This is a genomic window from Buttiauxella sp. BIGb0552, from assembly GCF_004366275.1.
In the GTDB taxonomy this organism is placed as follows: Bacteria; Pseudomonadota; Gammaproteobacteria; order Enterobacterales; family Enterobacteriaceae; genus Buttiauxella; species Buttiauxella gaviniae.
Window position 1 is genome coordinate 203702 of the sequence record NZ_SODY01000004.1, and the last position, 12045, is coordinate 215746.

General features: G+C 48.6%; 11 protein-coding genes. 6 read left to right on the forward strand and 5 right to left on the reverse strand.

All coding sequences use genetic code 11. The features are described 5' to 3' along the window. Positions 1–175: 175 nt before the first annotated feature. A complete protein-coding gene (locus EDF88_RS13070; protein ID WP_134185072.1) occupies positions 176–1417 on the reverse strand; it encodes a DUF1479 domain-containing protein in 1242 nt (413 codons plus the stop codon). A gap of 243 nt (positions 1418–1660) precedes the next feature. On the opposite strand from EDF88_RS13070, the gene alaC reads away from it, so the two are divergent. After that, positions 1661–2899 carry an alanine transaminase gene (gene alaC / locus EDF88_RS13075; RefSeq protein WP_134185074.1) on the forward strand — a complete coding sequence of 413 codons (1239 nt, stop codon included), beginning with the start codon at positions 1661–1663 and terminating at the stop codon, positions 2897–2899. 479 nt (positions 2900–3378) lie between these two features. Here the strand turns inward: alaC and EDF88_RS13085 are convergent, their stop codons facing one another. Both EDF88_RS13085 and EDF88_RS13090 read right to left on the reverse strand, forming a co-directional pair. Continuing rightward, positions 3379–3576 carry a hypothetical protein gene (locus EDF88_RS13085; protein WP_134185076.1) on the reverse strand — a complete coding sequence of 66 codons (198 nt, stop codon included), beginning with the start codon at positions 3574–3576 and terminating at the stop codon, positions 3379–3381. A 148-nt stretch (positions 3577–3724) separates the two neighbouring features. Further along, the gene (locus EDF88_RS13090) at positions 3725–4420 is read right to left on the reverse strand and encodes a TetR/AcrR family transcriptional regulator (protein ID WP_064512851.1); all 696 of its coding nucleotides are present in this window, start codon (positions 4418–4420) and stop codon (positions 3725–3727) included. A gap of 81 nt (positions 4421–4501) precedes the next feature. On the opposite strand from EDF88_RS13090, the gene EDF88_RS13095 reads away from it, so the two are divergent. From EDF88_RS13095 to EDF88_RS13110, 4 genes are all read left to right on the forward strand, one after another. Further along, positions 4502–6001: an MDR family MFS transporter gene (locus EDF88_RS13095; protein WP_064512849.1), complete on the forward strand. Its 1500-nt coding sequence runs from the start codon at positions 4502–4504 to the stop codon at positions 5999–6001. Positions 6002–6048: 47 nt separating this feature from the next. Then, positions 6049–6816: a 5-oxoprolinase subunit PxpA gene (locus EDF88_RS13100; RefSeq protein WP_134185078.1), complete on the forward strand. Its 768-nt coding sequence runs from the start codon at positions 6049–6051 to the stop codon at positions 6814–6816. A 101-nt stretch (positions 6817–6917) separates the two neighbouring features. Next, on the forward strand, positions 6918–7424 hold the full coding sequence (locus EDF88_RS13105; RefSeq protein ID WP_134185080.1) for a hypothetical protein: 507 nt from the start codon (positions 6918–6920) through the stop codon (positions 7422–7424). A 12-nt stretch (positions 7425–7436) separates the two neighbouring features. Continuing rightward, positions 7437–7883 (forward strand): YetF domain-containing protein, encoded by a 447-nt coding sequence (locus EDF88_RS13110; RefSeq protein ID WP_064512841.1) that lies wholly within the window; start codon positions 7437–7439, stop codon positions 7881–7883. A gap of 43 nt (positions 7884–7926) precedes the next feature. On the opposite strand, the gene EDF88_RS13115 is transcribed toward EDF88_RS13110, so the two are convergent. Continuing rightward, entirely contained in the window at positions 7927–8835 is a 909-nt protein-coding gene (locus EDF88_RS13115; protein ID WP_134185082.1) for an SDR family oxidoreductase, read from the reverse strand. Between the two features lie 196 nt (positions 8836–9031). Between EDF88_RS13115 and EDF88_RS13120 the strand changes: the two genes are divergently transcribed. Further along, positions 9032–10234, forward strand: a complete 1203-nt coding sequence (locus tag EDF88_RS13120) for a multidrug effflux MFS transporter (protein ID WP_134185084.1) — start codon at positions 9032–9034, stop codon at positions 10232–10234. A 199-nt stretch (positions 10235–10433) separates the two neighbouring features. Here EDF88_RS13120 and EDF88_RS13125 read toward each other — a convergent pair whose 3' ends face one another. Next, complete coding sequence (locus EDF88_RS13125; protein ID WP_166671974.1) at positions 10434–11231, reverse strand: MipA/OmpV family protein; 798 nt, start codon at positions 11229–11231, stop codon at positions 10434–10436. Between the last annotated feature and the right edge of the window lie 814 nt (positions 11232–12045).

A 12045-nucleotide genomic window follows, 5' to 3' on the forward strand; every position in this document is an offset into this window, starting at 1 on the left:
GACTCGCGTGACAAAGAATGGAAAGGCAATGATAAGGAAATTACCCAGCGGTTACCAGAAAGGTATCTTTTGGTGAAAAGAGAGGGGATGTCGCTTGCGCTAATCCACCCCCCACAACGGTCTTACAGCTTTTTGTCGGTCAGATTAAGCTAGTGACATCCGACAACTGAATCGATTACTTCCCGCCCAATTGCTCCCGCCCTGCGTCAGTTAAATCCGCAGGCGTGGCTCGCCCCGTGAAATCCACTTCGAAATCATCGGCCGCGAAGTCTGGTGGTGATTTTCCTTCAACAAATGCTGGCCACTGGCGCTCGAGATAGGCGGCATTTTTCTCACACCACGGAGCTGCAGCGATATACATCACGTTACTGTCGAATTCTCCAAGGTGTTCATTTTCAACGGCATGGATCACATCGCAGTGCCAGAACACGGTATCACCTGCTTCCATATCTGGAATTGAGGAAATCCCTGTTAATAAAAGGGGATGCCATTGCTCGTTAATGGATAGTGCTCGCCCTGGCTTTGCTTCACATAAGGATTCTTCCGGCACATCGTCTTGAAGTGCGCGCAGTAAGATATAGGCCATTGCGTTTGCGATCGGCAGTAATGTTAGCGTGCCGCCATGTTTGCGTTGTGGGCTAAGTGCCGTCCAACCCTGGAAAGTACGGAACATGGAACACACTGCTGGGGATGGGAACTCACGTACTTCGGTACGGCCTTCCGCAGCAAATGGGTTGTAATTTTGCCAGTCACCGGTAAACACATGGCGGTAAACATGGCGGAAATTCTCATCCAGCCAGCGCTCAACTGAACCGCCATCGACATGTGGCGACAGGCCCAAAGAGTTAGAGCGCGGCGGGCGGCGGCGAGTACGGTCAGCGTAACTCACAACACGATTCGGATCGAAATGTTGCTTACCGTTGCTTTCGGTTTCCCATAAATTATTCAGGAAAACCTGTACCGCTTTCATACGGGCATGCTGGCGAGCTTCAACTTGTGGTTTAGACCAGTAAATACCGTAAATTTGCGGCTTACTGGCAGCAAGATTGCCGAAGTAGTTATCTTCTGCAGCGTTCTTTAGTTTTTCGACAAAGTTATTCCGCTCCAGATAATTTCCCACTTCTTCATTCCAGGCTTGAGCCTGGGATTGTGGGAATACACCTTTTACAGTGCAGCAACCGCGCTGGCGAATCAGGGCTTTTTGTTGCTCACTTACACGATTGTTGACGATATCGTCGGCGTTGATTTGTGGTACCGGGTTTTCACCATGGGCCATCTCATCACGGATTGCGTCGATCTGGTGCTGCATATCGCCTTCGAGTTGTTCAAACACAGCTTTGTAGTCCGGCAATTCGTGGCGAAGCTTTTGTTTTATCTCACGGATTGCACGCGGTAAGTCATCAATGTGTAGGGTCATGGCGAAACTCCACGTCTATTAGAAAGAGGTTATATGAATGTTGCGACATGGTTAATGTAGTCGATGACTATCAAATAAAACAGGGATTGGCTTCAAATGAAGCATCCTCTTTTTGTGCATCATAAAAATATTTCGTTTTTCCTCTCGACAGATGTTTTTTATTCAGGCTATTTTCTAAGCAGGCCACATCGCGTGGCAGCGTCGCTCGGACGGTCCGGGCGCTAACGTTAATCTGAGGAATTTATGGCTGACTCCAGTCCAAAGCGTCGTTTTTCGCGTATCGATCGTCTCCCTCCGTATGTATTCAACATCACCGCTGAGCTGAAAATGGCGGCGCGTCGTCGCGGCGAAGATATTATCGATTTCAGTATGGGCAACCCTGACGGCCCAACCCCACCGCACATCGTTGAGAAACTCTGCACTGTCGCACAGCGTGAAGACACCCACGGTTACTCGACTTCCCGAGGCATACCGCGCTTGCGCCGCGCGATTTCGCGCTGGTACAAAGACCGCTATGACGTCGAAATCGACCCTGAAAGCGAAGCTATTGTCACTATCGGCTCGAAAGAAGGACTGGCACACCTGATGCTGGCAACGCTCGATCATGGCGACATGGTACTGGTGCCAAACCCAAGTTACCCCATTCATATTTACGGTGCGGTCATCGCCGGTGCGCAAGTTCGTTCGGTGCCGCTGGTGGAAGGCGTCGACTTCTTTGCCGAGCTTGAACGAGCTATTCGCGAAAGCTATCCAAAACCGAAAATGATGATCCTCGGCTTCCCGTCGAACCCAACAGCACAGTGTGTTGAACTGGAGTTTTTCGAAAAGGTTGTCGCTTTAGCAAAACGCTACGACGTGCTAGTGGTGCATGACCTGGCCTATGCCGATATCGTCTATGACGGCTGGAAAGCCCCGTCAATAATGGAAGTCCCAGGTGCACGGGATGTGGCCGTTGAATTCTTCACGCTGTCGAAAAGCTACAATATGGCGGGATGGCGCATTGGTTTTATGGTGGGCAATAAAGAGTTAGTCAACGCGCTTGCAAGGATCAAAAGCTACCATGACTACGGCACATTCACCCCGCTACAGGTCGCGGCAATTGCTGCGCTCGAAGGTGATCAGCAATGTGTACGTGATATCGCCGAGCAGTACAAACGCCGCCGTGATGTCTTAGTTAAGGGCTTGCATGAAGCTGGCTGGATGGTTGAGTGCCCAAAAGCGTCAATGTATGTGTGGGCGAAAATCCCTGAGCAGTACGCGCAGATGGGGTCACTGGAGTTCGCTAAAAAGCTGCTTCAGGATGCGAAAGTGTGCGTTTCGCCAGGTGTTGGGTTTGGTGATTACGGCGACACGCATGTTCGCTTTGCTCTGATTGAAAACCGCGACCGCATTCGCCAGGCAGTACGAGGCATTAAAGCCATGTTCCGTGCGGACGGTTTATTACCAACCACGCAGAAATCTTCTTCAGATTTAGCCGAATAAAAACGAAAACAGGAGCCTTATGGCTCCTGTCTCTCATTGTTTGATAGTTTGATATTCAGGTTATTCAACCATCATCACAAACGTACCCACCCACACTAACAAAATGAACGATAAGCCCATCATGAAATATTTCACGTTACATTGCTCCGCGCGTGTTTCCGCGCAATCGTGCTAAAAATTCAGTATAGAAAGATGAAACCGCAGTTCGGGTGTTTTGGGATTTACTTCACTCGATAAAGCCGTTTCATATTGCATTTTGATAACGATTCATCGATTCGCCGGCGCTAATGTACTCCCCATATCAGGCTAAATACAAGCGTCAACAAACGGCTAAGACATTCATTTTTTAAACTTTACATTTCACATAAATAAGTGGTTATAAAGTCAACTAAATTCAATTGGTTATGTGGGGTGCTGTCTGGCGGGGATGAGATGAAGAACAGGCTCTTTTGAGCCTGTATTAACGATGGTTATCAGACTTATTTTACTGCGTCGTGGGCATTTTCCATTGCCTGTTTCATCGCTGCGTTATTAACTGAGTTTTGTCGGTTCTGCTCAGAAAGATAACAGGTATCTTTACTGATTCCCTGTGCCTGGCAATCTGCCATGCGCTGAGCAGGAGAACTACAACCAGCCAGTGCTGCGGCCATAACCAACATCAACATTACTTTTTTCATTGCTGTTTAACCCAAAATTGAGAAGAAGCCGCCGAAGCGAAACGCCATAATCTGGCGCGAGCATAATCCATCATTTTTAATACGGGTAAACTAAGAAAAAGCCTAATCATTGATATGAGTTATGAATGGTGCCGGAAATATTTGATTTTTAATCCAGGTGCTGATTACCCACCCCAGATTTCAGCAGTGCAGCAATATGGCGTGAAAGCCTTTCAGCACTCAGGCGGGAATCGCCATTACGAATTTCCTGTTGCAAGCGGGCAACAGGCATTAGCGTTAAACCGAACAGCGAAATAAAGAGAAACTCCGGGTCGAGATCTGGGTTTAAGCGGCCTTCATCCTGCCATTTGTGAATCCAGTTCACCGCCGACTGTTTCTCTTTTGTGCCGAAACGGGCATCAATTCGTTGCTTCAATAACCCGGTTTCACTCAATACTTCTCTTATCCAAAGCGGAGCAAACCACGGGTAAAGCAACGAGACATCAATGAATTTCTGCGTCAACGCGGTCAGCGCACCCACCGGGTCGTTTGGGTGTAGCTCAAAAGCGCCACCCATTGATGCCCGCGCCGGCATATAACGCTCATCAATTAATACATCCAGCAATTGTTCGCGGGTCTTGAAATAGTAATGCAGCATGGCTGGTGTCACGCCTGCAGCCGCGGCAATGGCGCTCAGAGGGGTTTGTGCAATCCCCTGATTTGAAAATAGCTTCAGCGCGATATCAATCAAGTGCTCACGCTTATCGGTGTTGTTACTGGTGCCTGCTGGGCGGCCAGGGCGGCGACGTTTTTGGCCATTATCAATATTATTTTCGGATTTATCAGGGCCGTTTACAGGTGACATTTTGTGCGCACTCCATTGACCGTATGAAACTATTCCATCTATATTAATTACCCAGTTAATTAATTACAACCGGCAGATAAAATGACAGTCACCGAAACGCCCCAGACAGAAACGCAACAGCAAACGACATCGATTCGTTTGCTGTTTTCCGCGCTGATGCTGGTCATGCTGCTTGCGGCACTCGACCAGACCATCGTGTCTACCGCCTTGCCGACGATCGTCAGCGAGTTGGGTGGGCTGGAAAAACTCTCCTGGGTGGTGACGGCTTATTTGCTCTCTTCAACAATTGTGGTGCCGCTATACGGTAAATTTGGCGACTTGCTTGGGCGGAAAATCGTCCTGCAAGTCGCTATTGTGCTGTTCTTACTTGGCTCGGCATTGTGCGGCCTGGCGCAGAATATGACGCAACTGATTCTAATGCGTGCGTTGCAGGGGCTGGGCGGCGGTGGCCTGATGGTCGTGACAATGGCGGCAGTGGGTGATGTCATCCCTCCGGCTGAACGAGGGAAATATCAGGGCTTGTTTGGCGGGGTGTTTGGACTCGCTACGGTCATTGGTCCGCTGATTGGCGGTTTTCTGGTGGAGCATTTTTCCTGGCGGTGGATTTTTTACATCAACTTGCCGTTGGGTATTTTCGCGCTTCTGGTTATCGGTGCAGTGCTGAAGCCGCAAACTGCACGTATTCGCCACCAAATTGACTTCCTCGGTGCGGGTTATCTTGCGGCGTCGCTGACCTGTTTGATTCTGTTTACCAGCCAGGGCGGCACGGTAATGGCATGGTCCGATCCCCAATTGTGGTGCATATTTGCTTTCTTCGTGGTGACGCTTGGTGGCTTTATCTATGAAGAACAGCGGGCTTTTGAGCCAATCATTCCGCTCGGCCTGTTTCGCGACCGTACCTTCCTATTAAGTTGCCTGATTGGTTTTATCATCGGCATGTCGCTGTTTGGTTCGATGACTTTCCTGCCGCTCTATTTGCAGGTGGTGAAGTCTTCCACGCCGACGGAAGCGGGGATTCAGTTGTTACCGCTGATGGGCGGACTCATGCTGACTTCGATTATTAGCGGGCGCATCATCAGCAAAATTGGGCGTTATCGTATCTTCCCCATTCTTGGCACGTTGGTGACGTTCATTGCCATGGCATTGCTCGGTACGCTTAAAATAGATACGTCGATTCATATTCTTTATATGTATATCGCACTGCTGGGATTTGGCCTCGGGATGGTGATGCAGGTGCTGATACTGGCGGTACAAAATAGCGTTGAGCAGAAACTGATTGGGGTTGCGACCTCCAGTACTACGCTGTTCCGCCAGATTGGTGGCTCGATAGGTGTCGCGGCTTTCGGTGCGATTTTTACTAACGTGCTGCAAAACAAACTTATTGAGCTGATCCCACCGGATGTCCAACTGCCACACCAACTGGGTGCGAAAGCGGTACATGAACTTCCGGCAGCGCTGCAGAATGATTATTTGCAGGCATTTGGTTCGGCCTTGCACTCGGTGTACATGATTTCGGCGTGTGTAGTAGTGCTCGCATTTGTGCTCTCATTGCTGATGAAAGATGTCCCGCTACGCAAATAATGTATGCTAATTATCAATAGATAAGTGATTGGGCGAAGAGGGCAGCGATGGTCACAGCGATAGATTTAAATAGCGATTTAGGAGAGAGTTTTGGCGCGTGGACGATGGGTGATGACGCCGCGATTCTGAAACTTGTTAGCAGTGCCAACGTTGCCTGCGGCTTCCATGCTGGTTCACCGGCTGCGCTGTTATTAACACTGCGAGAGGCAGCCCAACAAGGCGTGGCAATTGGTGCGCACGTCTCCTATCCTGATTTGGTGGGGTTTGGTCGTCGTAATATGGACGTTGCCCGAGATGAATTAATCGCTGATGTGATTTACCAGATTGGCGCACTGCAAGGCCTGGCGAAAGCGGCGGGCACCGAAGTGCGTTATGTAAAACCACATGGTGCGCTCTATAACACTATTGCCCAGGACGAGCGGCAGGCTTTAGCGGTCATCGACGCTATCCTTGCCATTGACCCTCGTTTACCGCTGGTGGGCCTTGCGGGTTCCCGTGTGCTGGATTTGGCACAGGAAAAAGGGCTACGAACTATTGCTGAAGCCTTTGCCGATCGGGCCTATCACGCTAATGGTACGCTGGTTTCTCGCCGTGAGGCCGCCTCCGTACTGCATGATGCGAAGCTCATAGCACAACGTATGCTGCAACTAATTACCCAGGGTGGCGTGACATCCATCGAAGGCCAGTTTACCCCTATCAAAGCCGACTCCATCTGTGTACATGGCGACAGCCCAGGCGCTATCGAGATGGCTCGTCAGATTCGTAACCTGCTGGAAGAGAAGGGCATTGCTATTCGAGCTTTCGCTGCCAGTTAATCAAAGCGCGACGGTGGCGCGCCTTCAATGCGTTGACTAGACTTCAAAAAGTCGCAGTGAGCTTATTCTCGCGGCAGCCCCTTTCCTGCCGGATGAAAATAATGAAAATAACACCCGCCGATAAATCTTCACCCGTTGTCGAAAAACCGTTCTGGCTGAACTTTGACTTTCAGGTGCGGCGCTATGGTTTTGTCCTGCTGTTGCTGATTGTTGTTGCCGCCTTGTGCGGGATATTTTCAAAGGGTTATCTGAGTGATTCTCACCTTTCCAATACCAATGGGACGCTTTCTCTTCATTATGAAAAATTCAATCGGCTGATGAGTGATGCTGACATGAAAATTGTTTCAGTCTCATCCCCTGGTGATGGCAACCGTATTATTTTTGGCGGTGATTTTATGGAGAGTTTTCGCGTTGATTCTCTGCAACCGCAGCCGGATAAAATGTACAGCCTTAATGGAGAAATGATCATTGAATATGACAAACCTACAGCAGGTGCGCAGCAAACACTGTGGCTAAGTCTTACCCCGATGAAAGCAGGCCTGATTAAAAGCACGATAGCGGTTGATGGCGGACCGGATATTACGTTCCGGCAAATTATCTATCCCTGAGGTGGCCAGACAATGGATATGGTATTAAGGGCTCTTGCCATTTACTTGATATTGATGGTGGTTTTTAAGATTGCGGGCCGGCGTGCCCTGCTGCAAATGACCTCTTTTGACCTGATATTACTGCTGATTATTAGTGAGGCCACCCAACAGGCACTGCTGGGAAATGATTTTTCAGTGACCGGCGCGATGATTACGATCGTCACTTTAATTGTGGTGGATATTCTGTTTGGCATGATTAAAAAATATCTGCCGGGAGCGGATGATCTACTTGATGGAACGCCGGTTATTCTGGTGGAAAATGGCTACCTTTTTCAGGACAAAATGAAAAAAGCCGATATTTCCTGCGACGATATTTTGTTAATGGCGAGAGTTGACCACGGCATTACCCGGCTTGATGAAATTAAGTTTGCGATCCTGGAAACCAACGGTCATATCTCCATCGTCCCAGAATCCAAATAAAGCGCCAGAACGGAGAAAGGCATCCCCGTTCTGTGGCCGCACTTTACAGCGTCCCGGTACCACCATCTGAACACCACACCTGGCCTGACGTAAAGCTCGACTCAGGCGAGGCAAGCGTCACATACATCCCGGCAATTTCTGCAGGCTGCCCTGGTCTGCCAAGCGGCGCGGACTCACCGAATTTTTCAATTTTCTCTTGTGGCTGACCGCCGGAACACTGCAAAACAGTCCAGTATGGGCCGGGCGCTACAGCATTTACCCTGATACCTTCTGGCCCAAGCTGTTTTGCCAGCGACTTAGTGAATGCCACGATGGCCGCTTTGGTCTGGGCATAATCGAGCAGAATTTCGCTGGGGAGATATGCCTGAACCGACGAGGTATTAATAATAGATGCACCGCGCGGCAGATAATCTAACGCGGCTTTAGTTATCCAGAACATGGCGTAAACATTGGTCTTGAACGTCGCATCAAAGGCTTCTGTAGTGAGATCTTTAATCGACTCGCAATACTGCTGACGACCCGCATTGTTCACCAGCAGATCCAATCCCTCAAGCTCTTGCGCAGCCTGTTTCACCAGCTGTTGGCAGAATGACTCTTCGCGAATATCTCCGGGAATGGCAACCGCTTTACGCCCAGCCTCGCGAATCAATTCGATAACCTCTTTAGCATCTTCCTCTTCTTCAGGCAGATAGTTGATTGCAACATCCGCACCTTCGCGCGCAAAGGCGATAGCTACCGCCCGGCCAATCCCGGAATCACCACCGGTTATCAGTGCCTTTTTCCCCGCCAGACGGCCACTGCCTTTATAGGATGTTTCGCCGTGATCGGGGCGCGGCGTCATTTTCCCGGCAAGCCCAGGGAAAGGCTGTTTTTGATGGGGAAAGGGTGGGGTAGGGAATTGATCGGCGTGTGTTTCGTTACGGGTTGCGGGTATGTTTTTGTTATCACTCATACTTTTCTCCTGTTGGCATTTCAAACGCAGACAGTAAGCTTAGGACAAACTCGGCAGGCTGGAGAGCAACCAGGATTTCCCCTGGCGTTAAATACATTCATGAGCACGATTCATAATGGCTATCCGATTATCCTGGATTATCTTTTTGCGCGCAGTCGTTACTATAAGCGCCTGACTTATTTGGGTACGAAATTCTATGATTGACTCTCAGGCGCGCGTGCAGGCCGCAGCCAGTAAAACGGCCGGCCTCTCTTTCGTGATTATTCTTAGCGCGTTAATGGCGTTCACTTCTTTATCGACTGATATTTATTTGCCAGCCATGCCGTTAATGGCCCAGGACCTGCACGGCAATGCAGAACTGACGATAACCGGGTTCTTAATGGGCTTTTGTGTCGCCCAGTTGATTTGGGGGCCGTTAAGCGATCACTTTGGCCGCCGCCTGCCCTTATTTATTGGTATGGCGCTGTTTATGATTGGCTCAGTAGGCTGCGCACTTTCCACCGACATTTCGCAGATTGTTTTCTGGCGCGTGTTCCAGGCTCTGGGTGCCTGCACCGGGCCGATGCTGGCGCGAGCGATGATCCGCGATTTGTTTAGCCGGACGCGTGCCGCGCAAATGCTATCAACATTAATGATCATTATGGCGATTGCACCCATTGCCGGGCCACTGCTCGGTGGGCAGATGATTAAAATCACCTCCTGGCACGCAATTTTTTGGTTGCTGGCAGTGATTGGCGGGATGATGTTTATTTCACTGTTCTGGTTGCCTGAAACATTGCCGCAAGAAAAGCGGGTAAAAGCCTCGTTACCCAGCGCATTTCGTAACTACTACGCGCTACTAACGAACACTACTTTCATGCGTTTTACCCTGTGCCTGACCTTCTATTACGTCGCGGCCTACGCGTTTATTACCGGCTCGCCGTTTGTCTACATCACTTATTTTGGCGTGGAGCCGCAGCACTACGGTTGGCTATTTGCGTTGAACATTGTTGGGCTGATGGGCATGAGCGTGATAAACCGCCGTCTGGTGCAGCGTTATCCGTTGGAAGTGTTGCTTAAATTCGCCGTCGTTACTGCCGCCGTTGCCGCTCTGGTTCTGGCCGCTGCTGCGAAGCTAGAAATTGGTGGGCTGATTTTGATTGTGGCGGCCGTTTTTGTCTTCTTCTCGATGAACGGCATTATTGCCGCAACCTCTACCGCCGCCGCGCTGGATTCAGTACCAAACGTTGCTGGTTCCGCATCCGCCTTTATGGGGTCATTGCAGTACGGCAGCGGGATTATCTCTTCGTTGCTGTTGGCACTGCTCAGTGATGGAACGCCGTGGACAATGGCCTGGATTATTGGCTTATTCACCGTAGCCAGTGCGGTAATGGCATTGAGCACACGAAGCACCCAGTAAATATCAATACCTTGTGCTGGCCTCTGCGTTGAATAAATCACGCCGCAAACTCAATGGGTAATGCCATTTATTTGAGAGGCTAAAGTTTATAAAATATTATCATCAACCGGAGATAATAAATTGCACGGTTGCTGAGATATAAGCAAATACTATTGCTGAGTCAGTTTATTTATTAGAACCTGACTCAGCATATTTATCTCTACCAGATATAGCCGACGGCAAGGAGCCCATACAGCTCTCCGTTATGCTGAACGATCGGACTGTCTGCGATATCTTTGTCATAAAATTCATAGTTGGCAGCAAACATTCCTAGCCATTTGGAATTGAAGCGATAGCTGGTAATGACTGCAGCCATTGGGGAGAAGGTGGTGCCGGTATCCCATTCCGAGCGTTCAGGTGTTGCTTCGCTTTTCGAGACACCGCCGAAGTAATAGTTCGCCATCTTATCGCTGCGAATCATCATCCCCATGCCGGGCATAACCAACAAATTTCCCTTAATGATTGGAAAATCAGCCCACAGCAATAATTCCTGACCATTACTACGGCCTGTTACATCTGAACTAATTCGCGCACTAAGCAGGGCGTAAGGGGTAATGAGAGTTCCACCGACACCAGCTTCTAACTCTGATTTTCGCTTGTTCATCCCGTCGAATGCATCTTCATCATCGGGATCAAGGTTACCAAACCGGAACCTGCCATATGCATAAGCAGCTACTTTATCGTCCAGGTGAAAGTAGTAGCGCGCACGGTCGCCCAGATACATAAATTGTTCGCCAAAATAGACAGCGCCGGGGATGATATAAGTATCATTTTTCTGCGCCTCGTAACGTGGCGTGCCACTAATGACAGCCCCGCCCAGGACCAGGCCTTTAGGGATGGGGCTGGTGACATTGTCCTTGGCGAATAAGTCTAAGGAGCCAAGATCAACTTCGGCTTTCGCGTATGTACTTAGTAACAGCAGGGAGCAGAGTGCAGCAAACTGTCGGTCTGGTCTCATCTAGTTTCCCAAAAGTGGTGAGCGCGTGGGTATTCTCATTCTTGCCAAAATGTCTGTCCCGTTCAAATCTTTACAGATAATTTCATTATGTAAATGATGGGGCTGCTGTTGTACGGGCTTCTTGCAAAGTTTAGTTCACCGGCAAGAGAGAGAATGAAATTATTTATACTGTAATCAAGGTTATGCGACAGGTGTTGAAATAACCATCAATATTGGCAGTGAACGAAGCACTTTTAAATTAGATAATTACAGAGTGAATATCTTATTAGTTATATCTTTGTAGGTTTTAAAACTGCTGTTTAATTTATTGCCTACGATAAGTCTGAGTGAGTTTGATTTGGAATGTAGAATAATGGACATTATTTGTTTAGTGATAACATCTTAACACCATGGATACAAATATATAATATCACTGTGTGTTATTTATGCACTTAGAGCGATTTTGCATAATAAACGCTATGATTATTCAAAAGTGGATGTTTTGTTTTTTATTTTAATAGAGCTGCATATGAATCAGCCTGATTTCTTTCTGGGAAATGAATTTTTTATTATTTGAGATGTTCCTCACTATATTTTTTAGTGTAAGTTATTATGTAGCTGGTAGCAGCACGTATTTTATACAGAATTCATTGTAAATAAAAAGTTAATACTAATGTTTTAATTAAAGAAAGATGTTCATTTTTAGACAAAGTGACACGTCGAAATTCTTATTTTGTTGCATCTATACCCAAAATAATTCGAGTTGTAGGAAGGCGGCGACGCAGTGACAAATTCGTCGGGAACGAATTTGACCAGCCAAAGGCTGGCCTCCGGT

What these genes read in the sequence shown, in the direction of transcription:
- EDF88_RS13070 (WP_134185072.1), bottom strand. Translation starts at nt 1,417, where the DNA reads ATGACCCTACACATTGATGACTTACCGCGTGCAATCCGTGAGATAAAA.
- alaC (WP_134185074.1), top strand. Translation starts at nt 1,661, where the DNA reads ATGGCTGACTCCAGTCCAAAGCGTCGTTTTTCGCGTATCGATCGTCTC.
- EDF88_RS13085 (WP_134185076.1), bottom strand. Translation starts at nt 3,576, where the DNA reads ATGAAAAAAGTAATGTTGATGTTGGTTATGGCCGCAGCACTGGCTGGT.
- EDF88_RS13090 (WP_064512851.1), bottom strand. Translation starts at nt 4,420, where the DNA reads ATGTCACCTGTAAACGGCCCTGATAAATCCGAAAATAATATTGATAAT.
- EDF88_RS13095 (WP_064512849.1), top strand. Translation starts at nt 4,502, where the DNA reads ATGACAGTCACCGAAACGCCCCAGACAGAAACGCAACAGCAAACGACA.
- EDF88_RS13100 (WP_134185078.1), top strand. Translation starts at nt 6,049, where the DNA reads ATGGTCACAGCGATAGATTTAAATAGCGATTTAGGAGAGAGTTTTGGC.
- EDF88_RS13105 (WP_134185080.1), top strand. Translation starts at nt 6,918, where the DNA reads ATGAAAATAACACCCGCCGATAAATCTTCACCCGTTGTCGAAAAACCG.
- EDF88_RS13110 (WP_064512841.1), top strand. Translation starts at nt 7,437, where the DNA reads ATGGATATGGTATTAAGGGCTCTTGCCATTTACTTGATATTGATGGTG.
- EDF88_RS13115 (WP_134185082.1), bottom strand. Translation starts at nt 8,835, where the DNA reads ATGAGTGATAACAAAAACATACCCGCAACCCGTAACGAAACACACGCC.
- EDF88_RS13120 (WP_134185084.1), top strand. Translation starts at nt 9,032, where the DNA reads ATGATTGACTCTCAGGCGCGCGTGCAGGCCGCAGCCAGTAAAACGGCC.
- EDF88_RS13125 (WP_166671974.1), bottom strand. Translation starts at nt 11,231, where the DNA reads ATGAGACCAGACCGACAGTTTGCTGCACTCTGCTCCCTGCTGTTACTA.